The 26,582-nt window shown below is 69.4% G+C and carries 29 protein-coding genes; 11 read left to right on the top strand and 18 right to left on the bottom strand.

Annotated features, from left to right (window positions below; all coding sequences use genetic code 11):
- Nucleotides 1-8: 8 nt before the first annotated feature.
- Nucleotides 9-563 (bottom strand): DUF1992 domain-containing protein, encoded by a 555-nt coding sequence (locus ACFCYE_RS03515; protein ID WP_376176313.1) that lies wholly within the window; start codon nt 561-563, stop codon nt 9-11.
- 71 nt (nt 564-634) lie between these two features.
- On the opposite strand from ACFCYE_RS03515, the gene ACFCYE_RS03510 reads away from it, so the two are divergent.
- Nucleotides 635-1,960 carry an MATE family efflux transporter gene (locus ACFCYE_RS03510; RefSeq protein WP_376176311.1) on the top strand — a complete coding sequence of 442 codons (1,326 nt, stop codon included), beginning with the start codon at nt 635-637 and terminating at the stop codon, nt 1,958-1,960.
- A gap of 4 nt (nt 1,961-1,964) precedes the next feature.
- On the opposite strand, the gene ACFCYE_RS03505 is transcribed toward ACFCYE_RS03510, so the two are convergent.
- The 4 genes from ACFCYE_RS03505 to ACFCYE_RS03490 all read right to left on the bottom strand — a co-directional run bounded on the left by ACFCYE_RS03505 (nt 1,965) and on the right by ACFCYE_RS03490 (nt 5,792).
- Nucleotides 1,965-3,128, bottom strand: coding sequence for a hypothetical protein (locus tag ACFCYE_RS03505; RefSeq protein WP_376176309.1), 1,164 nt, complete (start codon nt 3,126-3,128; stop codon nt 1,965-1,967).
- Nucleotides 3,129-3,278: 150 nt separating this feature from the next.
- A complete protein-coding gene (locus tag ACFCYE_RS03500) occupies nt 3,279-3,935 on the bottom strand; it encodes a response regulator (RefSeq protein WP_376176307.1) in 657 nt (218 codons plus the stop codon).
- Nucleotides 3,932-5,119 (bottom strand): sensor histidine kinase, encoded by a 1,188-nt coding sequence (locus ACFCYE_RS03495; protein ID WP_376177131.1) that lies wholly within the window; start codon nt 5,117-5,119, stop codon nt 3,932-3,934. Before ACFCYE_RS03495 ends, ACFCYE_RS03500 begins: the two co-directional genes overlap by 4 nt.
- A gap of 55 nt (nt 5,120-5,174) precedes the next feature.
- Nucleotides 5,175-5,792 carry a TrmH family RNA methyltransferase gene (locus tag ACFCYE_RS03490; protein WP_376176306.1) on the bottom strand — a complete coding sequence of 206 codons (618 nt, stop codon included), beginning with the start codon at nt 5,790-5,792 and terminating at the stop codon, nt 5,175-5,177.
- A gap of 22 nt (nt 5,793-5,814) precedes the next feature.
- Between ACFCYE_RS03490 and ACFCYE_RS03485 the strand changes: the two genes are divergently transcribed.
- The 5 genes from ACFCYE_RS03485 to ACFCYE_RS03465 all read left to right on the top strand — a co-directional run bounded on the left by ACFCYE_RS03485 (nt 5,815) and on the right by ACFCYE_RS03465 (nt 10,083).
- Nucleotides 5,815-6,444, top strand: coding sequence for a metal-dependent transcriptional regulator (locus ACFCYE_RS03485; RefSeq protein WP_376176303.1), 630 nt, complete (start codon nt 5,815-5,817; stop codon nt 6,442-6,444).
- Between the two features lie 108 nt (nt 6,445-6,552).
- Nucleotides 6,553-8,481, top strand: coding sequence for a glycoside hydrolase family 10 protein (locus ACFCYE_RS03480; RefSeq protein ID WP_376176301.1), 1,929 nt, complete (start codon nt 6,553-6,555; stop codon nt 8,479-8,481).
- A gap of 96 nt (nt 8,482-8,577) precedes the next feature.
- Nucleotides 8,578-9,357 carry an HAD-IIA family hydrolase gene (locus tag ACFCYE_RS03475; RefSeq protein WP_264156570.1) on the top strand — a complete coding sequence of 260 codons (780 nt, stop codon included), beginning with the start codon at nt 8,578-8,580 and terminating at the stop codon, nt 9,355-9,357.
- Between the two features lies 1 nt (nt 9,358).
- On the top strand, nt 9,359-9,928 hold the full coding sequence (locus ACFCYE_RS03470) for a YdeI family protein (RefSeq protein WP_376176300.1): 570 nt from the start codon (nt 9,359-9,361) through the stop codon (nt 9,926-9,928).
- On the top strand, nt 9,925-10,083 hold the full coding sequence (locus tag ACFCYE_RS03465; RefSeq protein ID WP_376176298.1) for a hypothetical protein: 159 nt from the start codon (nt 9,925-9,927) through the stop codon (nt 10,081-10,083). The genes ACFCYE_RS03470 and ACFCYE_RS03465 overlap by 4 nt, the downstream gene beginning before the upstream one ends.
- A 2-nt stretch (nt 10,084-10,085) precedes the next feature.
- Here ACFCYE_RS03465 and ACFCYE_RS03460 read toward each other — a convergent pair whose 3' ends face one another.
- The 6 genes from ACFCYE_RS03460 to ACFCYE_RS03435 all read right to left on the bottom strand — a co-directional run bounded on the left by ACFCYE_RS03460 (nt 10,086) and on the right by ACFCYE_RS03435 (nt 16,434).
- Entirely contained in the window at nt 10,086-11,243 is a 1,158-nt protein-coding gene (locus ACFCYE_RS03460) for an anhydro-N-acetylmuramic acid kinase (protein WP_376176296.1), read from the bottom strand.
- Nucleotides 11,244-11,414: 171 nt separating this feature from the next.
- Nucleotides 11,415-12,506: a Gfo/Idh/MocA family protein gene (locus tag ACFCYE_RS03455; RefSeq protein WP_376176294.1), complete on the bottom strand. Its 1,092-nt coding sequence runs from the start codon at nt 12,504-12,506 to the stop codon at nt 11,415-11,417.
- Nucleotides 12,503-13,291: a ThuA domain-containing protein gene (locus ACFCYE_RS03450; protein WP_376176292.1), complete on the bottom strand. Its 789-nt coding sequence runs from the start codon at nt 13,289-13,291 to the stop codon at nt 12,503-12,505. Before ACFCYE_RS03450 ends, ACFCYE_RS03455 begins: the two co-directional genes overlap by 4 nt.
- A 31-nt stretch (nt 13,292-13,322) precedes the next feature.
- Entirely contained in the window at nt 13,323-14,177 is an 855-nt protein-coding gene (locus ACFCYE_RS03445) for a carbohydrate ABC transporter permease (protein WP_376177129.1), read from the bottom strand.
- A 23-nt stretch (nt 14,178-14,200) separates the two neighbouring features.
- Nucleotides 14,201-15,145, bottom strand: coding sequence for a carbohydrate ABC transporter permease (locus tag ACFCYE_RS03440; protein WP_376176290.1), 945 nt, complete (start codon nt 15,143-15,145; stop codon nt 14,201-14,203).
- A gap of 71 nt (nt 15,146-15,216) precedes the next feature.
- Nucleotides 15,217-16,434 (bottom strand): extracellular solute-binding protein, encoded by a 1,218-nt coding sequence (locus ACFCYE_RS03435; protein WP_376176287.1) that lies wholly within the window; start codon nt 16,432-16,434, stop codon nt 15,217-15,219.
- Nucleotides 16,435-16,593: 159 nt separating this feature from the next.
- On the opposite strand from ACFCYE_RS03435, the gene ACFCYE_RS03430 reads away from it, so the two are divergent.
- The gene (locus ACFCYE_RS03430; protein ID WP_376176284.1) at nt 16,594-17,619 is read left to right on the top strand and encodes a LacI family DNA-binding transcriptional regulator; all 1,026 of its coding nucleotides are present in this window, start codon (nt 16,594-16,596) and stop codon (nt 17,617-17,619) included.
- An 8-nt stretch (nt 17,620-17,627) separates the two neighbouring features.
- On the opposite strand, the gene ACFCYE_RS03425 is transcribed toward ACFCYE_RS03430, so the two are convergent.
- Both ACFCYE_RS03425 and ACFCYE_RS03420 read right to left on the bottom strand, forming a co-directional pair.
- A complete protein-coding gene (locus ACFCYE_RS03425; protein WP_376176281.1) occupies nt 17,628-18,719 on the bottom strand; it encodes a Gfo/Idh/MocA family protein in 1,092 nt (363 codons plus the stop codon).
- Nucleotides 18,704-19,438, bottom strand: a complete 735-nt coding sequence (locus tag ACFCYE_RS03420; RefSeq protein ID WP_376176279.1) for a ThuA domain-containing protein — start codon at nt 19,436-19,438, stop codon at nt 18,704-18,706. Before ACFCYE_RS03420 ends, ACFCYE_RS03425 begins: the two co-directional genes overlap by 16 nt.
- 69 nt (nt 19,439-19,507) lie before the next feature.
- Here ACFCYE_RS03420 and ACFCYE_RS03415 point away from each other — a divergent pair, with 69 nt between their 5' ends.
- Nucleotides 19,508-20,662 carry a Gfo/Idh/MocA family protein gene (locus ACFCYE_RS03415; RefSeq protein WP_376176277.1) on the top strand — a complete coding sequence of 385 codons (1,155 nt, stop codon included), beginning with the start codon at nt 19,508-19,510 and terminating at the stop codon, nt 20,660-20,662.
- A 105-nt stretch (nt 20,663-20,767) separates the two neighbouring features.
- Here the strand turns inward: ACFCYE_RS03415 and ACFCYE_RS03410 are convergent, their stop codons facing one another.
- Complete coding sequence (locus ACFCYE_RS03410) at nt 20,768-21,670, bottom strand: ROK family protein (RefSeq protein ID WP_376176276.1); 903 nt, start codon at nt 21,668-21,670, stop codon at nt 20,768-20,770.
- A 109-nt stretch (nt 21,671-21,779) separates the two neighbouring features.
- Entirely contained in the window at nt 21,780-22,337 is a 558-nt protein-coding gene (gene pyrE / locus ACFCYE_RS03405) for an orotate phosphoribosyltransferase (protein WP_376176273.1), read from the bottom strand.
- Between the two features lie 84 nt (nt 22,338-22,421).
- Here pyrE and ACFCYE_RS03400 point away from each other — a divergent pair, with 84 nt between their 5' ends.
- From ACFCYE_RS03400 to ACFCYE_RS03390, 3 genes are read left to right on the top strand one after another with little or no spacing between them, the layout of a single operon-like run.
- Nucleotides 22,422-22,958 (top strand): YbhB/YbcL family Raf kinase inhibitor-like protein, encoded by a 537-nt coding sequence (locus ACFCYE_RS03400; protein WP_376176271.1) that lies wholly within the window; start codon nt 22,422-22,424, stop codon nt 22,956-22,958.
- A gap of 54 nt (nt 22,959-23,012) precedes the next feature.
- Nucleotides 23,013-23,858, top strand: a complete 846-nt coding sequence (locus ACFCYE_RS03395) for an exodeoxyribonuclease III (RefSeq protein ID WP_376176268.1) — start codon at nt 23,013-23,015, stop codon at nt 23,856-23,858.
- Nucleotides 23,859-23,863: 5 nt separating this feature from the next.
- Nucleotides 23,864-24,676, top strand: coding sequence for a Cof-type HAD-IIB family hydrolase (locus ACFCYE_RS03390; protein WP_376176265.1), 813 nt, complete (start codon nt 23,864-23,866; stop codon nt 24,674-24,676).
- 31 nt (nt 24,677-24,707) lie between these two features.
- On the opposite strand, the gene ACFCYE_RS03385 is transcribed toward ACFCYE_RS03390, so the two are convergent.
- From ACFCYE_RS03385 to ACFCYE_RS03375, 3 genes are read right to left on the bottom strand one after another with little or no spacing between them, the layout of a single operon-like run.
- Complete coding sequence (locus tag ACFCYE_RS03385) at nt 24,708-25,337, bottom strand: dihydrofolate reductase family protein (protein ID WP_376176264.1); 630 nt, start codon at nt 25,335-25,337, stop codon at nt 24,708-24,710.
- The gene (locus ACFCYE_RS03380; protein ID WP_376176262.1) at nt 25,334-26,029 is read right to left on the bottom strand and encodes a winged helix-turn-helix transcriptional regulator; all 696 of its coding nucleotides are present in this window, start codon (nt 26,027-26,029) and stop codon (nt 25,334-25,336) included. The genes ACFCYE_RS03385 and ACFCYE_RS03380 overlap by 4 nt, the downstream gene beginning before the upstream one ends.
- A complete protein-coding gene (locus ACFCYE_RS03375; RefSeq protein WP_376176260.1) occupies nt 26,029-26,475 on the bottom strand; it encodes a VOC family protein in 447 nt (148 codons plus the stop codon). Before ACFCYE_RS03375 ends, ACFCYE_RS03380 begins: the two co-directional genes overlap by 1 nt.
- Nucleotides 26,476-26,582 lie beyond the last annotated feature (107 nt).

Raw genomic sequence — 26,582 nt, 5'->3', positions numbered from 1 at the left:
GCGCGGTCTCAGCCGCGCCGGAACCAGCTGCGCCGCCGGGCCTGCGTCGACGATGGAGCGGGCTCCTCGGCGACTGCGGCGGTCATCGCCGACGCCCTGCGCTCGCGCCACGCCGCGATCTCGGCATCCACATCGCGCGTCCGCGTCACGACCGGCGGGCCGCCCATCAGCTGACGCCGCGCGTCGACGACGCGCTTGTTGAAGTCCTCGAGCACGTCGCGGACGTCGCTCTCATGGCTCAGCGTGTCGAGCTGGTCGTTCAGCTCGCGGTCCTCGGTCCGCAGCATCAGCGCCGGGGGGCCGAGACCGGTGAGGTTCTCGGTCTCGATCTTGCGCCGGATCCACCAATCAGGGTCGTGATGCGTCCCGAGGCCCTCCAGCGGTTTGCCCGCGCCGGGCAGGTCGTCGAACTCACCGCGACGGATGGCGACCTGGATCGCGGTCTCGACGAACTCATGCTTGTTCTCGGCGGTGAGCTGCATCGGCGCCGGCGCAGCTTCGGCATCGGACTTGTCGGTCTGCCTCGCCCAGTAGCGGGCGGCGTTTCCTCGGGGATCGCTCATCGTGCACCTCCGGATTCCGGTTCCTCCAGCCTACCGACGACGCCGTCCCCCCCACGCCGTAGGCTCGGAGGGTGACCGCCCGTGCAGCATCCCTGAACCGAGAGATCCTGCGCCTCGCCGTCCCTGCGCTGGGGGCCCTGGTCGCCGAACCCGCGTTCCTCATCGTGGACGCCGCACTGGTCGGTCACCTCGGCACGACGCCGCTCGCCGGGCTCGGGATCGCCGGTGCCGTCCTGCAGACGATCGTCGGGCTGATGATCTTCCTCGCGTACTCGACGACCCCCGCCGTGGCGCGGCGCTTCGGCGCCGGAGATCCGAAGAACGCCGTATCGGTGGGCATCGACGGCATGTGGCTCGCCCTGGGCCTCGGAGCCGTGCTGGCGGTCGCCGGTGCGATGGCGTCGCCCTGGCTCGTGTCGCTGTTCGGGGCGTCGGATGCCGTCGCCGAACAGGCCGACACGTACCTCGCGATCTCGATGTGGGGCCTTCCGGCCATGCTCATCGTCTTCGCCGCCACCGGCCTCTTGCGCGGGATGCAGGACACCGTGACACCGCTGTGGATCGCGGGGCTCGGTTTCGCCGCCAACGCCCTTCTGAACTGGCTGTTCATCTACGGATGGGGCTGGGGCATCGCCGGGTCCGCCGCCGGGACGGTCACGGCGCAGTGGGCCATGGTCGCCGCGTACGTCGTGGTGATCGGCCGGCTCGCGCGACGGCACGAGGCATCCGTTCGACCCCAGCGGGACGGCGTCCGCGGGTCGGCGCGCTCGGGCGGCTGGCTGTTCCTGCGGACCGTGAGCCTGCGCGTCGCTCTGCTCGCGACCGTCGGAGTCGCGACCGGGATCGGCACCGCAGAGCTGGCCGGCTGGCAGGTCGTCTTCACGATCTTCTCGGCGGCGGCCTTCGCACTGGATGCCCTGGCCATCGCCGCGCAGGCCCTCATCGGCAAGGGACTCGGCGCCGGCGATGAGCGCACCGTGAAACGGGTGCTCGCGCGCACGGTCGCGTGGGGTGCCTGGTTCGGCGTGATCGTCGGCGTCGTGATCGGCGGCCTCTCCGGAGTGATCGGTCTGGCCTTCACGGGGGATCCGGAGATCGCCGCCCTCATCCAGCCGGCGCTCATCGTCCTCGCCGTCGCACAGCCGGTCGCCGGTGTCGTCTTCGTGCTCGACGGCGTGCTGATGGGCGCCGGCGATGCGCGATATCTCGCGATCGCCGGCGGACTCAACCTCGTGCCGTTCCTGCCGGCACTGTGGATCATCGCCGCCGCCGGCGTCGATGACACGACGGGTGTGACCTGGCTGGCCGTGGCGTTCTTCGGCGTGTACCTGCTCGCCCGCCTGGCGACACTCGGGTGGCGGGTCCGCACGGGTCGTTGGCTCACCGCGACCGTCTGACCGCTCACGCCTCCCGGCTCTCGATCTCGGCGAGGTGAGCCATCGCGCGAGCACGAGCCGCCTTGTCCTCGGCATCCTGTGCGGGTGCGGCCCGGTCGGCGCGGTGCATCGCGTAGGCCCACGCGGCCAGCCCGAGCAGCGGACCCCAGAGCCAGAACGGGAACATCGCCATGACGTAGAGCGTGTCGACGGTGCCTGCGGGAGACCCGAGTCCCTCGGCCGCGAACTCGATGCCGCCGGCCGTGAAGAGCACACTCACGAAACCCGCAGGGAGGATCGCCAGTGCGGGCGGGACGGCTCGCCCGCCGAGACCGGCCATCCAACGGGGGAACCGCTCCCCCCACGGACGGACGAGGCCCAGCGTGAGCACCCCGCCGAAGAGGATCGCGGATCCGAGCATCAACCCGGTCAGCTGCGTGCCCGGCGACTCGGCGAACATCTCGGCGCTGCCGCCGAACATCGGCCAGGGAGTGAGCCACGTGAGACGGGCGAACGTGTACGGGACCGCGCACAGGGCGGCCACGACGGTGATCGCGACGCGGTGACGCAGCACCCCGCGCGCGAAGGATCCCCGGGTGTCGACACTGACGCCGATCACCCAGGTGAGCAGGGACGCCGCCGTCAGCGCATGGGCGAGAGACATCAGCATGGTCGGGAGGATGCCGACCATGGCGGCCAGGATGCTCGGCAGGAGGGATGCCCCTTCGAGGTTCGTCGCGGCGTAGACGACCACCGCGATCACCAGCAGAGCGACGGGCACTCCGATCCACGGGCGGCGGATGGCCAGCAGCGTCGTGGCCACCACGATGCCGATGGGCACGAGCAGGGCGAACGTGTAGCCGGCGGCGGGGATCACGCCGCCGGGTGTCCCGAAGGCGATGATCGCCGCGACGAGCAGACCGACGACGCGCAGGGCCGTCAGGCTCGAGTTCGTCGTTCGCAGCGTCGTGGCGGCGAGCACGGCGACCGCGACGGCGCCGAGCGCCGCGCACAGGACGATGACGGATTCGGCGGTCGTTCCGCCGACCCGTTCGAGGAAGGTGGGAGCGAGGTCGTCCGTCCAGGCGACAGCATCGGGGGCGAGGAGCCGGAGCAGCGTCACGGCGGCGATGACCGCACCACCGAGGACGGCGGTGAGAAGGAGCAGCGAGCGGATTCGATTCGACATGCCCCCACGCTAGGAACGCGCGCCCTGCCCGCACATCGCCCACCGTGGCGACCGGGGTCACCCGTACGGGTGAGATCCGGCGAGTCGCGCTCGGGTGTTCCCGGTCGCCGCCGGTGCGGCCAGCCCTGGAGGCGGTCTGACCCGCCGTCCTCACTCTCCCGGGCGCAGCACACCGTTCTCGTATGCCCAGATCACGACGTGGACGCGATCGGGCAGACCGAGCTTGGCGAGCACGGCCTTGACATGGGTCTTGACGGTGTTCGCCGACAGGAACAGCCGGCGGGCGATGTCATCGTTCGATGCGCCGCCTGCGAGCAGCAGCGCGACCTCCTGTTCGCGCGGACTGAGCACGGCCAACGCGGCATCCGGTTCCCGAGCGGGCGAACCGTCCCGCACGAAGGCGATCATCGCCGCCATCGCCCGCTCGCCCAGCACCGGGTCGCCCTGCGCGACCGCCGCCACGGCATCCGCGACCTCCTGCGGGGCGGCATCCTTGGTCAGGAACCCGCTGGCTCCGGCACGCACCGCCGCGAACACGTATTCGTCGAGGTCGAACGTCGTCAGCACCAGCACGCGCGTGTGCGGTCGCAGCCGCAGCACCTCCGCGGTGGCAGCGATCCCATCCGTGCCCGGCATCCGCACGTCCATCAGGACGACGTCGACGGCCTGGCCGCGCACGAAGGCGATGGCCTCGTCTCCCGAACGGACGGAGCCGACGATCTCGAGCCGCTCGTCGCGGCCGAGCATCATCGCGAGCGCCTCACGCAGCAGGTCCTGGTCGTCGGCCAGGAGCACTCTGATCGTCATGGTCGGTCCTCCCCCGTCGCCGTCGTGGAATCCGCGCGCGGCAGCTCGGCCCTGACGACCCAGCCATCCGCCGCGGCTCGGGCGGACAGCGACCCGCCGGCCAGCCGCACCCGCTCGGCGAGTCCGACGAGCCCGACACCGGCACCGAGCTCGGTCACCCGACGCCCTGCGCCCCCGTCGTCGCGAACGGTCGCGACGAGTGCGGCGCCGCGCCAGTCGAGGGTCACCGCCACCCGCACGGGCGGCTCGGTGTGCCGCAGCGCGTTCGTCAGCGCCTCGCGCACGACGTGGTGCAGCGCGAGCACCACGACCGGCTCGAGCACTCCGACCGCACCGCGTTCGTCGAGTTCGACCACAGCCCGGGGGCTGCGTGCGGTCTCGACCAGTGCTCGCACGGCGTCCAGGTCCGGAGCAGGAGTGCGGCCGGCGTCGTCCGCCACGATCCCGCGCATGCCCCGGAGCGCCTCCCGCCCGGTGCCGACGACCACCCCGAGCGCCCGTTCGCTCGTCTCGGGGTCCTCCCGCAGGAACGCCCTGGCGACCTCGGCCTGGGCGATCATCACGGTCGTGGCGTGCGCGACGAGATCGTGCAGGTCGCGGTTGATCCGCTCTCTCTCCTCGGCCACGGCGCGTTGCGTTCGGGTGCGCAGTTCCTCATCCGCGCGCTCTCGTCGCAGCCGCTGCAGGACGCCGAGGGCCCAGGACGCCGCGATCGCCGCCGACAGCCCGATGAAACCGCCGAGCTGCCAGAGCGGGTTGTCGAGTCCCGGCGTCGTGAGCACCACGACGATCGCTCCGACGATGCCGACGGCGAGTGCGGCGGTGCTGTATCGGCGGTCGCACTGGAGCGCGACCTGGCCGAGCACGAGCAGATACGCGATGCCGGACGGATACATCGCGGCCGAGTTCACCCCGCCGACCGGGATGAGCGCCAGCGCGAGCATGAGCGCGCTCGCGACGACGAAGGCGACCAGCGGGTGACGTATCGCGACGAACGACAGCACATGCAGCAGCGCGAACAGCGCGATGGCCGCGGCCAGCAGCAGCCCGGTGAGTCCGGGAGGCTGCGCGAGCGCCGCCACGGTCGCCGGCAGCAGGATCGCCGCGAGCACCGCGGTCGTGATCACGTCGAGCCGCTGCCACGCGCGCGGCGCGTGTCGCCTGGCCCGCTGCTCCGTCGTCATCACCCGCCCATCCTCTCGTATCGGACGCTCGGGGAGGCCGGTCGGCCCGCAGGGCTCAGCCGGCGTACCGCCGGCACCACTCGTACATGACCACGGCGCCGGCCGCCGATGCGTTGATCGACCGGGTCGACCCGTACTGGGTGATCTCGATATGTCCGGATGCCGCGGCGAGCGCCTCCTCGGTGAGCCCTGGCCCCTCCTGGCCGAACAGCAGTACGCATCGCTCCGGCAGATCGGCTCGATCGACGGGCACCGCCTCGCCGACGTTGTCCACGGCGATGATCGGCAGCCCGGCATCGCGCGCCCAGGCGGCGAACGTCGCGACATCCTCGTGGTGCACGACGTGCTGGTATCGGTCGGTGACCATCGCGCCGCGCTTGTTCCACCGACGACGCCCGATGATGTGCACCGTGTCGGCGAGGAACGCGTTGGCGCTGCGCACGATGGAGCCGATGTTCATGTCGTGCTGCCAGTTCTCGATGGCGACGTGGAACGGATGCCGCTTCGTATCGAGGTCGGCGACGATCGCCTCCATCCGCCAGTAGCGGTACCGGTCGATGACGTTGCGGGTGTCGCCGTGCTCGAGCAGCTCGGGGTCGTACTGGTCGCCCGTCGGCCGCTCGCCCTCCCAGGGGCCGACGCCGTGGGTGCTGCGCTCGGGGGTCTCGCTCACCTCGCCAGCGTAGTCTGGAGCGGTGGCCTCCCCCGCAGCAGACGACTACCTGAAGACGGTGTACGCGCACACCGAGTGGCAGGATGCCCCGATCACCCCGTCGCAGCTGGCGGCGAAGCTGGGCATCGCTCCCTCCAGCGTCACCGAGATGGTCAAGAAGCTCGCCGCCGCCGGGCTCGTCTCGCATGTGCCGTACGGTGCGGTGCGGCTGACGGATGCCGGGCTGTCCCGCGCGCTGGCGATGGTGCGCCGCCACCGCCTGATCGAGACGTGGCTCGTGCAGGAGTTCGGGTACGCCTGGGATGAGGTGCACGACGAGGCCGAGGTGCTGGAGCACACGATCAGCGATCGCCTTCTCGAGGGCATCGACGAGCGCCTCGGGCGCCCGCGCTTCGACCCGCACGGCGATGCCATCCCGGATGCCGAGGGCCACGTCGAGCGTGTGCCCTTCGTCCTGCTGGCGGATGCCCCTGCCGGTCACACCGGGCGGGTTCTGCGCGTCGACGATCGGGACCCCGAACTGCTGCGGACGCTGGAGACGGCAGGCCTCGGCGTGGGGGCCGAGGTGCTCGTGCGGGAGTCGAGCGTGGTCGTCGGCGCCGTCGAACGCGACCTCGACGACGCCGCGCACGCCATCTGGCTGAGCCGCTAGTCGCCGACGCGACCGCTCGGTGGACGACCGCATCCCGGTATGGCAATAATTTCCACGATTGTGCAAGACTATGAAAATCCTTGTCACAATCGATGAAGTGAGGACTCGATGAAGAGACGCCCCCTGGCTGCGGCCGCAGCCGCTCTGCTGATGATCGCCGCCCCGACGGCCGCCGCAGCGACGACCAGCGCAGACGAAGACGTGCTCTACAAGTACGTCAAGAACGCCGACGGCACGTACGGCTACAGCACGACGCCGGTGGAGACGTACCCCGGCTCCGGAACGCAGGTCTCGATCCCGACGGATCTGGTCGAACAGCCCCGCCGCTTCTCCAGCGCCTGGGTCGCCACGATCGGAAACCTCAACTTCGGCAAGCCGACCGGCGAAGCCGACTTCGCCGCGAAGTACGACGCCGTCCTGGACGACTTCGAGTCGTGGAACATGAACTCCGTGATCTTCCAGGTGCGCCCCCTGCTCGACGCGTACTACCCGTCCGAGATCAATCCGTGGTCCGAGTTCCTCGGCGGCCCGCAGGGCACCGATCCCGGATACGACCCGCTGGCGCACATGATCGAGGCGACCCACGAACGCGGCATGGAGTACCACGCGTGGCTCAACCCCTACCGCGTGACGAACACCAAGATGACCGCCTCCGCCATCCTCACCGCGCTGGGCATGACCGCCGAGCAGGTCAAGGCGCTGAGCACGCCCGAGTACATCGCGGCGCTCAACGCTGCAGGCATCCTCGCCGACGAGAACTTCGCCGTCCGGCATCCGGAACTCGTCCTGTCCTTCGAGGAGAAGCTGTTCCTCGACCCTGGCCAGCCAGCGGTGCGCGACTACGTCGCGGCATCCGTGGCGGAGATCGTCGAGAACTACGACGTCGACGCGATCCACTTCGACGACTACTTCTACCCGTACCGGATCACCGTCAACGGCGTGAACGTCTTCTTCGGCGAGGCCGGCGAGGACCGCGCGACATTCGAGCAGTACGGACTGACCGCGGGGTACGCGGACACCACGGCCGGTATCGAGCAGTGGCGACGTGACAACGTGACAGGGCTCATCACCGACGTCCGCGATGCGATCACGACGCACAACACCGCGAGCGGCACTGCCGTCCAGTTCGGCGTCAGCCCGTTCGGCATCTGGGAGCACAACGCCAACGACCCGGCCGGATCGCACACCCCGATCACGTCGTCGCAGAGCTACAGCTCGTCGATCTTCGCCGACACCCGCGGATGGGTGCAGGACGAGCTGGTCGACTACCTGACGCCGCAGATCTACTGGAGCTTCGACCAGGGTGCGGCGCCGTACGGTGAGCTGGCCGAGTGGTGGAGCGGCACGACGGCCGACAGCCGCACTCAGATCTACACCGGACACGCCCTCTACAAGCACGTCAACAACGGCGGGTTCGAGTCGGCGTGGATGAACCCGCAGGAGGTGCCGAACCAGATCCGCTTCAACCAGAAGCTCGACGGCATCGACGGCAGCGTCCTGTTCAGCTACAACGACATGCGCCCGACGGATCTGTCGACGGTCGCGCCGGCCCTGCAGCCTCGCCACCAGGCCAAGAACGAGGCGGTCGAGCTGCTGAAGGCCGAGGCGTTCTCGTACCCGACCCTCGTACCGGCCAAGCCGTGGCTCTCGGACGGCGACGTGACCGCGCCGGGCAGCGTCACCCAGGACGGCTCGACGCTGTCGTGGGCGCAGTGCGGCGATGCCCGTTTCTTCGCCGTGTACGCGGGGACCGGATCGGCCGATGAGGTCGTGCAGGCCCCCGGCGCGCTGGTCGACCGCGTCTGGGCGGGCGACGCGACCTCGTTCGAATACGAGATCCCGGCCGACGCCGACCCGGATTCGACCTGGGTCGTGACGGCGCTCGACGCGGCATCCGTGCAGAGCGACGCGGTCGAGGCTGCGGCGCCGTCGCCCCACCCCGGCGGCGGCAACGGCAAGGCCAACGGGCACGACAAGGGCGAGGGCGCGGGCCAGGGACACGGCAACGGCAACGCGTGCAAGGCACCGCGCGGCTGACGCCCATCGCACAGCAGCACCGCCCGTTCCCGCCTCGGGGGCGGGCGGTGCTCGTGCGGGCGGCATCTCGTCGGCGCGCACGTCTAGGCTGAGCACATGGCAGAACGCACCGAGATCGAATGCTGGCTCACCGACATGGACGGCGTGCTGGTCCATGAGAACGACGCCATCCCCGGTGCGTCCGAGCTGCTCGCCGGTTGGGAGGCATCCGGCACCCCGTATCTGGTGCTGACGAACAACTCGATCTTCACGGCGCGGGATCTGTCCGCTCGTCTGCGGGCGAGCGGCCTGAGCGTTCCGGAGGACCGGATCTGGACCTCCGCGCTGGCCACGGCGGCATTCCTGCAGCAGCAGGTGCCCGGGGGCTCGGCGTTCGTCATCGGCGAGGCCGGCATCCTCACGGCCCTGCACGATGCCGGGTTCGTCATGACCGAGACCTCCCCCGACTTCGTCGTGGTCGGCGAGACGCGCAACTACTCGTTCGAGGCCATCACGAAGGCCATCCGCCTCATCAACAAGGGCGCGCGCTTCATCGTCACGAACCCCGATGCGACGGGTCCGAGCGCTGACGGTCCTCTCCCGGCCACCGGCGCGATCGCCGCTCTCATCACGAAGGCCACGGGCAAGGAGCCCTACGTCGTCGGCAAGCCCAACCCGATGATGTTCCGCTCGGCGCTGAACAAGATCGGCGCGCACTCCAAGCGCACCGGCATGATCGGCGACCGCATGGACACCGACGTCGTGGCCGGCATCGAAGCGGGGCTGCACACGGTGCTCGTGCTCACCGGCATCAGCGACCAGGCCGAGATCGAGAAGTACCCGTTCCGCCCGGACGAGGTCGTGAACTCGGTCGCCGATCTGCTCCCGGACGCCTGACATGGGAGCCCTCGACGACGGCGAGCAGCTGCGCGCGGCGGATGCCGAGGCGTGGCGCTCCTGGCTCGAGGACAACCACACCCGCACGGCCGGTGTCTGGCTGCTGAGCATCCGAGGCTCGCGCACCGAGGGCGTCGGCTACGAGGATGCCGTCCGGCAGGCACTGTGCTTCGGCTGGATCGACGGTCCGGTGCGCACGTTCGACGACGCCACGGTCGGCCAGTGGTTCTCACCGCGTCGACCGTCCAGCGGGTGGGCGGCCACCAACAAGGCACGCCTCGCGGAGCTCGAGGCCGCCGGTATGCTCGCCCCGGCCGGCCGCACGGCGGTCGAGGTCGCGAAGGCGAACGGCTCGTGGACGATGCTCGACGGACCGGAGGCCGGCATCGAGCCGGATGAGTTCGCCGCGGCGCTGGATGCCTCGCCGATCGCCCGCGCGAACTGGGACGCGTTCCCCAAGTCGGTCAAGAAGTTCGGCCTCACGCACATCGCGATGGCGAAGCGTCCGGAGACGCGGGCCGCCCGTATCGCGAAGATCGTCGCGGATGCCGCGGAAGGAAAACGGCCATGAACCAGAGCGACATGCTCTTCCTGGTGCTGATCCTCATCGGGATCTCATCGCTGACCCTCATCACGGTCCAGCTGCTCAAGCGCCCCAAGCGCGATGACCGCGGCGAGTGGTACGAGGGGCCCTGGGACGACGACGACCGGCCGAGAACGCGCTGACGTCAGCCCAGCGTCAGGCTCTGCACGCCGGTCACCGGCTCGGGCATCCGCAGGGGTCCGTCGCCGGGTGTGATGGTCCCGAGGATCCGCGGCTCGCGCGCACCGGTACCGCCGGGGATGACGGCGGGGACGCCGTGCATCGTGCACCACCCGATCAGGGCGAACAGGATCGCCTCCTTGGCGTCCGCCGACGCGCCCAGTTCATCGGCGAGCACGACCTCCACCTCCGGCAGCGCGTCGCGCAGGCCCTGCATGATCAGAGGATTTCGGCATCCGCCTCCGGAGACCGCGAGGAAGACGATCCCCGCCCGTCGGACGTCCTGCGCGACCGTGCGGACCGTGAGCTCGGCAAGCGTTCGGACGAGGTCGGCGACCGGGATGTCGCGTCCCTGCTCGGCCACCGTCGCGCGGATGTAGTCGAGATGGAAGTGCTCCTTGCCCGTGCTCTTGGGCGCCGCGAGGGAGTAATAGGCGTCGGCCAGCAACGCGTCGAGCAGTGCATCGTCGACCCGGCCGGCGCGGGCGATCGCGGCATCCTCGTCGTACCCGAGATCGTTGAGCCGCTCGGCGGTGACGATCGCGTCGACCAGCGCGTTCGCGGGGCCGATGTCGTACGCCGAGACCGTGCCGTCGCCGACGACCGTGATGTTCGCGATGCCGCCCAGGTTCAGCGCCGCAGAAAACCCCGAACGGTCGCGCAGCAGCAGTTCGTCCAGGAAGGACACCAGCGGTGCGCCGTGCCCGCCGACGGTGATGTCGCGGATGCGGACATCCGAGATCACGGGCGCACCCACGCGCTCGGCGATCCAGGCGGGCTGTCCGATCTGCAGCGTCCCGCGGGCATGATCGCCCTGGACCCAATGGAAGACGGTCTGCCCGTGGCTGCAGACGGCGTCGACTCCCCCGACGGATGCCGCGGCATCCGCTGCGACCTCGGCGAAGGCCTGACCGATCAGGGTGTCGATCTCGCAGACCTCGGCCATGGTCGTCTGCGCCGGGGGAAGGGCGGCGACCAGACGGGCGCGCAGCTCGGGCGCGTAGGGGACGCTGTCCTCGTGGAGCACCCGGCCGTGCAGTCGGCCGTCGGTCTCGGTGAAGTCGACGACCGCGACGTCGATCCCGTCGTGGGAAGTGCCGGAGAGCAGTCCGAGAACGCGCATCCGCTGTCCTTTCGTCGTGTCCTCCGAGCCTACGACGGATTTGTCAGGACGCCTGCCGAATGAGGCAGACGTGGTCGTTCGACACCACCCAGGGGGCCGACACGCCAGATGTCGGACCGAATCAGCCGAAACGTCCGACGGGTGGTGTGTCGGCCCCCGGCGGGCGAGCGCTCACCCTGCGGCTTCGAGCACCGTCCGCACGTCCTCACGGTCGGTGAGCGCGAGTGCATCCTGACGAGCCTGCTCGAGGACGTCGTCGATGCGCACCCGCACACCGGTCTCGGCCGACTGCACGGCGGCCTCGACCATCGCGAGGCTGCGCAGGTTGTCGCGCGCGGCGTTCTCCGGTGCGCGGCCCGTGCGCAGCGCCGCGACGAACGCGGCAAGCGATCCGGCGAGCTCCGACGGACTCGGCTCGACCGACGCGACGGCCGGCTCGCCGGCATCCGGCCGGTGCACGCGCGGAGCGCCGTCACCATCCCACTCGGCCGAGCCGTCGGCGGCGCTCACTCGCCACGATCCGTTCCAGGAGGTCTCGAGACCGGGGGCGCACCAGCTGCCGTCGTAGACGTAGCGGGCGCCGCCGTCGAACTCGAACACCGCGACAGCGTTCGCCGCACCGTCGTACCAGCTCCACTCGGGGTTGTACTCCTCGCAGTACACCGATACCGGCTCGGCATCCACGACATATCTCGCAGCGTCGAACGCGTGGATGGCCATGTCGACGAGCAGCACGTGCGGCATCTGCTCGCGGAACCCGCCGAAGTGCGGCGCCTTGAAGAAGTCCGTGCGCACCGTGCCGATCGTCCCGAGTCCTGCCACCTCGCGCCGGAGTGCGCGCAGTGCGGGGAAGAACCGTCGCGACTGGCTGATCATCAGCAGCTCACCTGCGGCCTCGGCGATCGCCGTCTGCACCATCGCCGCAGCGACGGTCGGCGCCGCTGGCTTCTCGCACAGCACCGGCAGCCCGGCCTGGAGCGCCTCCCGGTTCACCACGAGGTGCGCCTCCGGAACCGTGACGTTGACCACGGCATCCGCCGACGTCGCCTTCGCGACCGCCGCGGCGCTGCGGCCGATCTCGACGCCGTCGAGTCCGGCATCCGTCAGGGCGGCACGCGCGGTGTCGAGGTCGAGGTCGACCAGGCCGACCAGTTCGACATCCGGGTTCGCCGTGATCGTGCGCAGCCAGGCGCGCCCCATGCCTCCGGCACCGACCTGGACGAGCCGCAGCGGTCGATCTGCCGCGACCGTACGGAACGTCATCGCTCCATCGCCCCCTGATAGCCCTGTCCGTTGTAGAAGTCCTCGCGCTCGTAGCGCAGCAGCACGGGGCTCTTGCGCTCCGGGCGCAGGGTCCGCGCCCATTCGACTCCGTTGGAGAGAACCTTGCGCACCTCGGCCTGGTGGTACACCGGGTAGTCCTGGTCGCCGGGGCTGAAGAAGAAGATCTTGCCGAACCCGCGCCGGTAGGTCATGCCGCTGCGGAACACCTCGCCGCCCGAGAACGTCGACAGGAACACCAGCTCGTCGGGGGCCGGCACGTCGAAGAACTCGCCGTACATCTCCTGCGCCGGGATGATGAACGGATGCGGGATGCCCTGCGCGATCGGATGCGTCGGGTCCACCGTCCACACCACCTCGCGGTCGTCCTTCGACCGCCAGCGCAACGTGCAGCTGGTGCCCATCAGCTTGCCGAAGATCTTCGACCAGTGCCCGGAGTGCAGCACCAGCAGGCCCATGCCTGCGAGCACGTGCTTGTGCACGCGGTCGACGATCTCGTCCGCCACGTCGCCGTGGGCGGCGTGCCCCCACCAGACGAGCACATCGGTGTTCGCCAGCAGCTCTTCGGTCAGCCCGTGCTCCGGATCGTCGAGGGTGACGGTGGTGACGACCGCTCGATCGCCGAGGTTCTCCTCGATGCCCTCTCTGATCGTGGTGTGCATGCCGTTCGGATAGATGTCGCGCACCTTCTGCTCGACCTGCTCGTGACGGTTCTCGCCCCATACGACGACGCGCACGGGGTTGTCGGGCGTGGTGATCCCGGTCATTCTGGTTCTCCTCGGTGTGTGGTTCGGACGATTACTTGACGGCGCCGCCGGTGGCCCCCGCCGCGATGTAGCGCTGAGCGAGCACCAGCAGCAGGATGGCAGGGATGGACGACAGCACGGCGGTCGCCATGACGGCGCTCCAGTTGGCGACCTGGGTTCCCAGGTACTGGTAGATGCCGAGCGTCACCGGGGTGATGTCCTCGGTCGTGGTGAGGGTCAACGCGAACAGGAAGTCGCTCCACGAGAACAGGAACGCGAAGAGTCCTGCCGTGATGAGCGAATTCTTGGCCACGGGCAGCACGATCGACCAGAACGCCCGGAAGTGCCCTGCCCCGTCGACACGTGCCGCCTCGATGATGGACGGTGGGACGCTCATCATGAAGGCGCGCAGGATCATGATCGAGAACGGGATCGCCGAAGTCGCATCCGCGAGGATGAGGCCGGGGATCGTGTTCAGGATGCCGAGGTCGTTGTACGCCGCGTACAGCGCGTTCGCGATCACGATCCCGGGGATCATCTGCGCGATCAGCACCGCGAGCAGCGCCACGTTGATCCAGCGGTAGCGGAACTGCGCGAGCGCGTAGGCGGCCGGCGCTGCGATCGCGAGGCTCAGGATCACGGTGCCGACCGAGATGATGAGGCTGGTGACGAGGTTCGCTCCCTGGTCGGCGATCGCCTTCTCGTACCCGGCGAAGCTGGGGTTCCAGGGGAAGAGCGACGCGGTGAGCGTGTTTCCCGACGGCTGCAGCGAGGCGTTGATCATCCAATAGACGGGGAACAGCATGATCGCGAGGAAGAGGATCCCCACTGCGGTGTACAGGATGCTGCGCCCGGAGCGGCGCTGCGCGCGGCGCGCGGCGGCGGCGTCGCCGGTGACGATGGCCATGGTGGTCATGTGCGGTTTCCCTTCTACTCGTCGACGGCCTTGCGGTTTCCGCGCAGGTAGACGACGGCGAAGACCAGGGAGATCAGGATCAGGATGTTGCTGAAGGCGGCGCCGACGCCGAACTCGAAGTCGATGAACGACGTCTGGTACGAACGGATCGCGACGGTCTGCGTCGCGTTCGCCGGACCGCCGTTGGTGAGGCCGAGGATGATGTCGATGACCTTCAGCGTGTAGACGACGCCGAGCACGAGCACGACGTTGATGACGGGGCGCAGGTTCGGAAGAGTGATGTGCCAGAACGCCTTCCACCCGGTCGCGCCGTCCAGGGAGGCGGCCTCGTACAGCTCCTCCGGGATGTCCTGCAGCCCGCCGTACAGGATCGTGACGTTGAACGGGATGCCGACCCAGATGTTCACCAGGATCACGCTCAGCAGGGCGACATCGGGACTCGTCAGCCAGGGGACGGCGCCGATTCCGAAGTTTCCCAGAAAGGCGTTCAGGATGCCGCTGTCCTGGTCCATGATGGACCGCCATGTCGCGCTGGCGACGATCAGCGGGAGCAGCCACGGCAGCAGCAGCATCGCCCGCAGGAACCCGCTCAGCGGGAATCGGCGATGGAAGAAGACCGCCAGCGCGAGCCCGATCACGAACTGGCCGGCGATCGACCCGATCGTGAAGAGCGCCGTATTCCCCAGCGCCGGCCAGAACAGGTTGCTGCTGACCACGGTGACGTAGTTCTGCAGTCCCACCCATGGTGCTTCACCCGTGAAGAAGGTCTTGGTCGTGTAGTCCTGGAAGCTCATCGTGAGGTTCTTGACCACGGGGTAGCCGAAGAACAGCACGATGTAGAGCGCGGCCGGCACCACGAACAGGGCCTTGACGATGCTGTCGCGGCGGATGCGGACCCGACGCGGTGGAGGCGGGGCCGACGCGGCCGGAGCAGCCTTCGCGATCGCTGTCGTTGTCATCTCGATCTCCCTTCCGGATACCCCGCGGCGCGACGGAGCGCTGCCGCGGGGTATGCGCATCGGATGCGGACTCAGCCCTGGGCGGCCTGCTCGAACGCGACATCCGGTGTCGCCTTGCCGGTGAGGGCGAGCTGGATCGCGTTGTAGATCACGGTCGCCTGCGTCGGCCATTCCTCGCCGAGCTTGCCGGTGCGCGAGCGGGCGTTGACGACCTGGTCCGCGAACGCGGCCATGTCGGGCATCTTCTCGGTGAACTCCGGGATGACGTCGGTACGCGTCGGGACCGTGAAGCGGGTCTCGCCGGCCTGCAACGCGATGTCGTCGCTGCCCATGCACTCGACGAACTTCGCCGCGTTGGCCTGCTTCTCGGCGTCGCCGGTCTGCGGAACCGTCCAGACCTCACCGCCGAGCGGGGCGACCGGAGTCTGGCCGGCCTCGTTCACCGGCAGCTGCACGCTCGCCCAGTTCACGTCCGTCTCGTTCAGAGCAGGGATGTTCCAAGGGCCGTTGACCATCATGGCCGCCTTGCCTGCGGCGAACTGGTCCTTCACATCGCCCTGGCTCCAGTTGATGACGCTCTGGGATGCCGAGCCCGAATCGACGAGATCCACCCAGAGCTGCAGCGCTTCGGCGTTCTCGGGCGTCTGGAGATCGGTCTCATCTCCGCCGTTGGTCCACATGAAAGGCAGGAACTGCCAGGAGCCCTCGTACGTCGCGATGGCGGAGAACGCCATGCCGTACTGGTCGCCGACGGTCAGGGACGCAGCGGCATCCTTCAGCTCGGCCCACGTGGTGGGCGGGGCGATGCCGGCGGCCTCGAGGGTGTCGACGTTGTAGAACAGGCCGAGGGTGTTCACTGCCGGCGCGAGTCCGTAGACCTCGCCCTCGTAGGTGGCGGCCTCGATGATGCCGTCGATGTAGCCGGAGGTATCGACGTCGAAGTCGCTGAGCGGGGCCAGCGCGCCGCTCGCCGCGATCTCCTGAACGTCCGGGTTGTCGAGCATGAGCACGTCGGGGAGCGTCTTCGATGATGCGCGCTGGAGCACCTTCTGGATGAGGTCCTTGCCCGGCACGGACTCCCTCTCGATCGTGAGATCGAGCTCGGCCGCGCACTGGTCGAGGAGGTCCTGGACGAGCCCCTTGTCCGGCTCGTTGTTGTAGTAGTCGAGGATCGTGATCGTCGACGGGTCTCCGCCCGAGGCTCCGCCTCCCCCACTGCACCCGGCGAGGACGAGCGGGACGGCGGTCAGAGCGGCGGCGGCAGTGAACAGCTTGCGTCGAGTGCGCATCGGTGACTCCTTTGTGTGAGATGCGGGGTACAGCGAACGGTGCCGGACGGGCTCGGTGCGCCCTCGTCACGGCAATCGTTAAAGCGTTTAAACTCTCGGTGGGAACGAGTATGGATCGATAAGTTGTTCTTGTCAACAAGTGGATCGAACGGGAGCGCCATGGTCACCATGAATGACGTCGCGAAGCGCGCGAACGTATCGATCGCGACGGTCTCCTTCGTCCTCAGCGGGGCGAAGCCGATCTCGGCGGGCACTCGCGAACGGGTCGAGACCGCGATGCGGGAACTCGGCTATCGGCGCAACCCCGTCGGCGCCGCACTGGCGCGCGGACGCACGAACATCATCGCTCTGCTGTATCCGGCGCTGCAGCGACCGGCGACCGGATCCGTGATGGGGTTCTTCACGAGCGCTGCAGCCCGCGCGCAGGAGCGCGGCTTGAATCTCGTGATGTGGCCGATCAGCAACGACGCGAATGAGGCCGCCGCGCTGGCGAACACCGGCCTGGTCGACGGGGTGCTGCTCATGGAAGTGCAGATGGAGGACGCACGGGTTCAGGCTCTGCTGCCCGGAAGCACGCCCTTCGTCCTCATCGGCCGCACGCGCGACCCCGCTGGCCTCACTTTCGTGGACGTCGATTTCGAGACGTCGATGTCCGAGGCCGTGGCGGCTCTCGACGAACTGGGGCATCGCCGCATCGCGTTCATCACCGGGAACTGGGGCGACCTCCACCTCGAGGGGCACGGCGCCGCGGAGCGCTCCCGTGCGTGCTTCCGCAGGGAGATGTCCCGGCGGGGCACCTCCGCACCGCTGATCGTGCCGTGCCCCGAGAACTCACTGGACGGACGTCGGCTCGGCCGGACTCTGGCCGCCGAGCATCCGGACCTGACCGCCCTGGTGCTGATGAACGAGCACGCCGCACCCGGCATCGTGATGGGGTTGCGGGATGCGGGCAGCCGCGTCCCCGACGACATGTCCATCATCTCGATCGGCTCGTCCGCCAACATGGCGGGCATGGCCGACCCTCCGCTGAGCTTCATGCGGACTCCCGGAGAGGAACTCGGCAGGCTCGGCGTCGACGCGATCATCGAGCGGATCGAGAACGCCGACGCCGAGCCCCCCGCGGTCCTGCTGGCGTGCGAGATGCAGCCCGGCGAGTCGCTCGCGCCGGCGCGAGCGACTCGCTGAGCGAAGGGTCAGAGCTCCGAAAGCGGAACCGGGCTCGGTCGCTCGCACGTGCTCGCGACCTCGATCGAGGTGCCCTCCTCGGCCGCCCGCAGCACGGACAGCATGACGTCGAGCGTGTGGAATCCGACCGCACCGGACGCGCGTGCGTCGTCGGCACCCGCCACCGCGCGGTCGTGGATTCCGACGCCACGGCCGGCACCGACGTATCCGGCCGAGACCGGAAGCGTCTCCCACGCGTCTCCGCCGAGGACCCTGTGCTGCACCTCGCCGTCGAACCGATTGGGGTCGGGGACCACCAGCGACCCCGTCTCACCATGGACCTCGATGTTCGACGCCCGCGTCGCGACGGTGTCGAACGACATCACGAGCGTCGACAGCGCCCCGGACTCGTGCGTGAGCACACCGGTGATGTGGGTGTACACCTCGACCGGAATGCGCTCGCCCGCACGAGGCCCCGATCCGATCACGCGCTCGTCGCGCGTCCGGCTGCCCGCTCCCACGACGCGTGTCACGGGTCCCAGCAGCTGGATCAGCGCCGACACGTAGTACGGCCCCATGTCCAGCAGCGGTCCGCCACCCGGGAGATAGTAGAAGTCCGGGTTCGGATGCCACCGTTCATGCCCCGCGGTCATCATGGTCGCCGTGGCCGAGATCGGCGTGCCGATCAGACCGTCATCGACGGCCTTCCGCGCGGTCTGCAGGCCGGTGCCGAGCACCGTGTCCGGCGCGCAGCCCACCCAGGCACCCGCCGCGGTGGCCGCATCGAGCACAGCGGATGCCGACGCGACATCGGCCGTCAGCGGCTTCTCGGTGTAGACCTCCTTGCCCGCGGCGATGATGCGCAGCGCGACCTCGGCGTGCGCCGCGGGGATCGTCAGATTGACGACGAGCCGGATCGTCGGCTCGTCGAGGAGCTCGTCGATGCTCAGCGCCCGGACCCCTGGTACGCGCGCCGCGACCTCGGCTGCGCGCTCCGGAACGAGGTCCGCCACGGCGACGAGTTCGACGCTGTCCAATCGCGAGAAGGTGTCGAGGTACTGGGCGGCGATGTTGCCGCAGCCGATGATCCCGACCTTCAGGGCGCTCAACGGCTGGCCCACAGCATCCCCCGCTCGACGATCGTGCGGACGTTCGCGTCCTGCAGAACTTCGACCGAGTGGCCCGGCGTCGCGACGAAGATGCGCCCCTTGCCCCACAGTCGCGTCCAGACCGCGGGCGAGACGATGGGCCGGTGCCAGGGGTGGTACGGCTGGACCGGGTGCGTCGTCGTGGCGAGCACATCGTTGAGGTCGTCGTGCAGCACCCAGTACTGCTCGGTCTCGAGCTCGAAGTCCGAGAGGCCGGCCAAGATCTCGTGCGAACGCCCCAGGTCGGTCAGCTCGACCGTGTACCGCAGGTAGTTGTCCTGCGCCTTGCCCACGCGCTCGTCGGGGTGACGGCTCGGGTGCGTCGCGAACTGACCGCCGACGAGCTGCAGGTAGTCCGAGCTGTTTCGGTACGAGTCGGCGATGCCGCCGTGCCACCCGGCCATGCCGGTGCCTGCCTCGATCGCGGCGCGCAGCCCCTTGACCTCCTCCGATGCGATCGTCGTCATCGTGTTGCTCTGCACGATCAGGTCGATACCGGCCATCGTCTCGGCGTCGGCGTAGACCGCCGGTCCGTCCTCGATCCTGACCTCGAACCCCTGCTCGCGCAGGAACGGGACGAACAGATCCGTCGCCTCGACGGGTTGATGCCCGTCCCATCCACCGCGCACGATGAGGGCTGAACGCGTATTGCTCACCAGGTCTCCTTTTCCGATCGACGCTGATCTGGACATCGCGCCGTCCTCGATATATGTTGCCAGAAACAACTTTTGAAGTGAAGCCGTCGAAGGAGACAGACGTCCATGCGTGTTGCGTTGATCGGTCATGGATTCATGGGCGCAGCCCATTCTCAGGGCTGGCGGACCGCCCCGCGGTTCTTCGATCTGCCGATCCGGCCCGAGATGCACCTGCTGGTCGGGCGGGATGCCGCGAAGGCCTATGCCGCCGCTGAGCAGTGGGGCTGGGCCGAGACGGCGACGGATTGGCGCGCCGCGGTCGAACGCGATGACGTGGATGTCGTCGACATCGTCACCCCCGGCGACACGCACGCCGAGATCGCACTGGCCGCGCTGCGCGCCGGCAAGCACGTGATCTGCGAGAAGCCGCTCGCGAACACCGTCGCCGAGGCGGAGGAGATGACGCGGGCAGCCGAAGAGGCCGCGGCCGACGGCATCCGCTCCATGGTCGGGTTCACGTACCGCCGGGTCCCGGCCGCCGTGTTCGCCAAGCAGCTGGTCGCCGACGGCAGGCTCGGCGAGATCCGCCAGATCCGCGCCGAGTACCTGCAGGACTGGCTGTCGGATGCCGAGGCGCCCCTCACCTGGCGGCTGCAGAAGGACAGGGCGGGCTCAGGCTCGCTCGGCGACATCGGCGCCCACGCGATCGACATGGTCGAGTACGTCAGCGGGATCCGGCTCGAGAGCGTGTCGGGGATCCTGGAGACCATCGTCTCCGAGCGGCCGCTGCTCGGCGAGGGCGTCGGGCTGTCCGGTACCGCGTCGACCGAGCGCGGTCCGGTCACCGTCGACGACGTCGCGCTGTTCCACGGCCGGTTCGCGAACGGCGCCCTGGGTTCCTTCGAGGCCACGCGCTTCCGCACCGGACGCAAGAACGCCTTCCGCTTCGAGATCTCGGGGTCGCTGGGTGCGCTGTCGTTCGACATGGAGCGGATGAACGAGCTGGAGTTCTACGACGCGACCTCGCCCGATCTCGAACAGGGTTTCCGCCGCATCCTCGTCACCGAGGCCGGACATCCGTACACCGGATCCTGGTGGCCGACCGGTCACATGCTCGGCTACGAGCACGGCTTCTCGCACCAGGTCGTCGACTTCGTGCAGGCCGTCGCCGAGGGGACGCAGCCGCGCCCGTCGTTCGCGGACGCCCTGCATGTGCAGCGGGTCCTGGATGCGGTGGAGCGCAGTTCCGTGGCCGGCAGCGCCTGGACGCCGATCGGCTGACCCATTCTGGGGGCCGACACGCCACGTGTCGGACCGAACGCGGCCGAACGTCCGACATCTGGCGTGTCGGCCCCCGGTCCGGCGGGTGTGCGAGCCGAGCGCGAGCTACCGCAGCACGAAGGCGCCGGCGCCGATGAGCGGCCCCTCGTCGCCGAGACCGGAGCGCACCACGCGAGTGCGACGGGAGTACTCGTGCGCGGCGCTCGCGGTGAGCGCGGCCTGCACGAGATCGATGTAGTCGTCGGAGACCCGCGAGAACCCGCCGCCGATCGCCACGATGTCGAGGTCGACGAGGGTCGCGGCGTCCGCCAGCGCTTCTCCGACCGCCTTCGCCGAGCGCTCGATCGCGGCCCGTGCCGTGGCGTCGCCGGCCGCGGCATCCCTGGCGAGATCCTCACCGGTCGCGCCCGTCCAGCCCTGCGTCTGCGCCCACGCGGCGCTGGCGGGCCCTGAGGCGATCTCCTCGAGGGTCAGCCCTCCCTCTCGGCGGACCTGCCCGAGGTGACCGGCGTTGCCGGTGGCACCGGCGATGTACGCACCGTTCACGACGAAGCCGCCGCCGACGCCGGTCGAGACGACGATCGACAACGACGCGTGCGCGTCACGGGTGGCACCGAGCCAGGATTCGGCGAGCGCGAGCGCCCCGCCGTCGTGTCCGAAGACCGTCGGCAGCCCGCGGCCGAGGATCCCCGAGGCGGTCGTGCGCACCGCATCCGCGAGACCGTACCCTCGGGCTGCGGGCATGTTCACGGGGAGGATCTGGCCCGCGTTCCGGTCGATCGGCCCGGCGCTGCCGATGCCGGCTCCCACCAGCTCGGCACCCTCGGGAAGTCGGGAGAGCGCATGGGCGATCACTGTCGCGATCGCGTCGTCGAGCGACGCGGGGGTGGCATCCCGGCCCGTCTCCCGGCGGCTGCGGCTTCCCGGCACAAGGGCGCCGTCGTCGGCCACGAGTGCGGCCTCCATCTTGGTGCCGCCGACGTCGACGGCGAGGGCGTAGCGGGTCACTGGGCTCCCTTTCCGCGCGGCATCGGCGCGTTCATCGGTCGGAGAAATTCTCTCGGTCGGCCCAGCACCGCGCAGGCTCTCCGACGCCGCGCAGATCTCCGACCGGCCGTCACTGCGGGTCGAGTCCGAGGTCGTCGAGGTCGAAGGCTGCGCGCCACTCGAGGCCCGCCTCCTCGATCGCGGCCTGGGCACCGGTCTTGCGGTCGACGATCACGGCCACCGCGACGACCTCGGCGCCTTCGCGGCGCAGAGCCTCGACGGCCTTGAGCGCGGACTGGCCGGTGGTCGAGGTGTCCTCGAGCACGACGACGCGCTTGCCCTTGACGTCCGCGCCCTCGATCTGGCGGCCGCGGCCGTGGTCCTTGGGCTCCTTGCGGACGACGAAGGCGTCCAGGGGGCGATCCGTCGCGACGGATGCATGCATGACCGAGTTCGCGATCGGGTCGGCGCCGAGCGTCAGGCCGCCGACGGCTGCGACGTCGAGGTCGCCGATCAGATCGAGCATGATGCGGCCGATGGCCGGGGCCGCGCGGTGATCGAGGGTCAGCTTGCGCATGTCGACGTAGTACGTCGCCTTCTTGCCGCTGGACAGAGTGAAGTCGCCATGGAACACCGCCTCATCCGTGATGAGGGCGAGCAGGGACTGGCGGTCAGCGTCGAGGGTCACGGCATCCAGTGTAGGACGCGGGCCCTGTCGACGACGGCGCGCGTCGCCTATCGTGGCGGGCAAGCGAAGGATGCCGGAGGTCTCATGTTCTCGTTCGATCCCTATGCCGAGCTCGCCGCGCTGCGCCCCGTGGCGCCGTTGGAGCTCACCAGCCCCGATTTCACCGCGGGAGGACCGCTGCCGGCATCCGCCTGGTCGGCTTCCCGCGGCGGAGAGGATCGCGCGCCGGCGCTGCAGTGGTCGCAGCCGCCTGCCGGCACCCGGAGCATCGCGATCAGCTGCTTCGATCCGGATGCCCCGACCGGATCGGGTTTCTGGCACTGGGCCGCGTTCGACATCCCGCGTGGCGTCATGTCGCTCCCCGGCGGGGACGGCACGGCCTCTTCGCTTCCCCGCGGTGCCCGCGTCCTGCCGAACGAGCAGCGCAGCGAACGCTTCATCGGCGCTGCTCCTCCTGCCGGCACCGGCGTCCACCGCTACTTCTTCGTCGTCGATGCTCTCGACGTCGAGACGCTCGACATCGAGCCGCGTTCGACGCCGGCGGTCCTGGGATTCAACCGGCATTTCCACACGCTCGCGCGCGGCGTGCTCGTCGGCACCGCGGACCCCGCCGAGCGCTGAGCGGAGGGCACCGGCGACGACGCGTCTGTCCGACCCGCCCCGTAGGCTGGACTCATGCGCTTGGCCACCTGGAACATCAACTCCATCCGCACCCGCGTCACCCGCGCCGTCGAGTTCGCCGTCCGCGAGGACATCGACGTCCTGGCGTTCCAGGAGATCAAGTGCAAGCCGGAGCAGTTCCCCTTCGCGCCGTTCGAAGAGGCCGGTTATCACGTCGAGGTCCACGGCTTGAATCAGTGGAACGGCGTGGCCATCGCCAGCCGCCTGCCCATGACGGACGTGCGCACTTCGTTCGCCGGGATGCCCGGTTTCGCCAAGGGTCATGAGGGTCCGGATGCCCCACTGGAGGCTCGTGCGCTGGGCGTGATGGTCGACGGTGTGCGGGTGTGGAGCCTGTACGTCCCGAACGGCCGCAGCCTCGACGATCCGCACTACGCGTACAAGCTGCACTGGCTGGAGCAGCTCAAGAACGCCACCGCCGCCGAACTCGCCGCGAACCCGGATCTGCCGCTGGCGCTGGTCGGCGACTTCAACATCATCCCGTTCGACGCCGACAACGGCGACCCGGCGATCGTCGAGGGCGTCTCGACTCATGTCTCCCCGCCGGAGCGCCAGGCGTTCTTCGCCCTCGCTGAGGCCGGGGTCGCCGACGTCGTCCGCCCGCTCATCCCCGAGGGCTACACGTACTGGGACTACCAGCGCCTGAAGTTCCCGCGCAACGAGGGCATCCGCATCGACTTCATCCTCGGGTCCCGCACCCTGGCGGATGCCGTGACCGGCGCGTCCATCCACCGCGAGGAGCGCAAGGGCGAGCAGCCCAGCGACCATGTTCCCGTGGTGGTCGATCTCGACTTCGGCTCGGTGGAAGAGGACGACGATCTTCCGATGATCTTCTCCTGAGCGGCATGGCGATCCGCCTCATCGCGACCGACCTGGACGGCACGCTGCTCGACGCCGCCAGCTCGGTGTCGCCACGCACACGGGCCGCTCTGGATGCCGCGCGCGCTGCCGGAATCCGTGTCGTGCCGGTGACCGCACGTCAGCCGATCGGGCTGCAGCAGGTGGCGGCCGGGGCGGGCTTCGCCGACTGGGCCCTGTGCGGCAACGGCGCCTACGGCGTCCACCTCGCAACCGGCGAGCACCTGTTCGCCCAGGAGATCCCCGCGGCCGTGCAGCAGCAGTTGGCCGAGGCGCTCGGGGAAGTCATCCCTGATCTGGTCTTCGCGAGCGTGCGCGATGTCGGCGAGAGGTTCGTCGCGCAGCACGGCTATGCCGATCTCGCCCAGCTCAGCGATCACAAGCGAGACCCGGCGACCATGGGCGGAGTGCCCCTGGCAGAGGTGCTGTCCGCCCCGAGCCTGAAACTCGTGATCCGGCATCCGTCCGTGCCGATTCCCGAGATCTTCGCCGCGCTGCAGGCACTCGGCCTGACCGGGTTCGAGGCGACCCTGTCCGGCGCACCGTTCGTCGAGGTGATGGCCGAGGGCGTGACGAAGGCGACCGGCCTCGCACAACTGTGCACGCACCTCGGCATCGATCGCACCGAGGTCCTCGCGTTCGGCGATGCGCTCAACGATCTCGAGATGCTGCACTGGGCCGGCCGCGGCGTCGCGATGCCCGGCGCCGAGCCCGTCGTCCGGGATGCCGCGGACGAGGTCGCCCCGGCATCGAACGACGACGACGGGGTCGCGCTGGTCATCGAGCGCCTGCTCGCGTGATCACACCGCGTACGCGCGCTGCGAGGCCGCGCTACGACCCCATGGTTCCCGTCTGCACATCGCCGGGCAGCGGCGCATACCGCAGCAGCAGCGTCCCGCCGTCCCCGCTCGATGCGCTGAGCAGCTTCATGTTCGAGGGGACCGCGCCGTCGGGGAACACCTTCTTGCCCTGCCCGAGCACGACCGGATAGACCCAGAGCTGCAGCTCGTCGTAGAGCTTCTGCGCGAGCAGGGTCTGAGCGAAGTCGATGCTTCCGATCACGTGCACATCGCGATGCCGCGACCGCAGGGCCGCGATCTCGGAGGCCAGATCCGCTCCCACGCGCGAGCTGCCCTGCCAGCCCAGGCGGATGTCGGCATCCCTCGATGCGACATACTTGGGCACTCGATCGAACAGCCGGCCGATCCAGCCCTCCGGCCCCGTGGTGTGCTGGGGCCAGTAGCCGGCGAAGATGTCGTACGTGCGGCGCCCGAGCAGCAGGGCGTCGAGGGTCTCCATGCCCTCCGCGACGCTGCGGCCGACCGCCTCGCTCTCCAGCGGCGCCTGCCACCCGCCGAACGGGAACGCGCCGGATGCGTCCTCCTCCGGACCGCCCGGCGCCTGCGCGACGCCGTCGAGTGTGGTGAACAGATCGATGATGATGCGTCCGTCAGTGCTCATGTCATGCTCCCTTGCGTGACCAGCGGTGCGATGTGGAATGTCGACGCGAATGCGTCCAGTGCGCTCTCGTCGCCGCGCACCACGGCGACGAGATCCTGCGCGATCGCCTCGGCCGGCCTCACGTCGCCGGCGATCAGGCGTCGAATGCCGGGGCCGGCGACGATCACGGCATCCGGCTCCCCTTCGGGAAGGCGCCCGCCGACGGGCGGTGCCGGCGGTGCGAGCTGCGTGACCGCGAGTGCTCCCGCCGCCACGATCACGCGCAGCACGATGTCGCCGAGGTGCAGCTCGATGTCGGCATCCGTCGCGTGGTCGGGCCGGAACGACGTCCGAAGCGCCATGGTGAGCGAGTCCGGTGTGACGACGTCACCGGGTTCAGGGTCGCCCATCGCCTGGAATCCCCAGCGCCCGAGGGCGAGCAGGATCGGCTCGAGCGAGCGCCCGTACGGTGTCAGCTCATAGACCAGCCCGCAGTTCATCAGCGGCACGCGACGCACGACCCCGCCCTCCTGCAGCTCCTTGAGCCGTGTGGAGAGGATGTTGGTCGGGATCTTCGGCAGCCCCTGCTTGAGATCGGTGTACCGGCGAGGGCCGACGAGCAGATCGCGGACGATGAGCATGGCCCACCGCTCGCCGATCAGCTCGACGGCCGTCGTCACGCCGCAGTACTGGCCGTAACTCCGGGCGGCCATCAGGCCGACTCGGCGCCCTGCTCCGCCATGAACGTCTCCGGGCCCTGTTCGGCGGCCGCCGGGTCCATGTACAGGAACTCGAGCACGTTGCCGTCCGGGTCCTCGAGGTCGCGCGAGTACATGAAGCCGTAGTCCTGCGCGTCCCGCGGCTCGATACCACCGGCCGCCAGCCCCTTGCCGAGCACGTCGTCGACGTCCTCGCGCGAGTCGCGGCTCAGTGCGACGAGCACCTGGGCCGCGCTCTTCGCGTCGACGACCTGCTTGTCGGTGAACGTTCCGAAGTACTCGCGCGTGAGCACCATGAAGAACACGTCGTCGCTCCACACGATGCAGGCGGCGTTCTCATCGGTGAACAGCGGATTGATGTCGCAGCCCAGTGCCGTGTAGAACGCCTTGCTGCGCTCGAGGTCGGCGGTGGGCAGGTTGACGAAGACTTTCGTGGACATGCTGACTCCCTTGTCGATTTCCGGTCGTCCGATTCGGACGAGACCGATACTTGCAAATAACAACCATGCTTGTCAATAGCAAGTTCTCGTGACGGATCCCCCGCAGG

The organism is Microbacterium sp. NPDC056234 (genome assembly GCF_042267585.1).
Lineage (GTDB): Bacteria > Actinomycetota > Actinomycetes > Actinomycetales > Microbacteriaceae > Microbacterium.
Note: the sequence above shows the minus strand (reverse complement) of the source record. Positions and strands in the feature narration are given on the sequence as shown.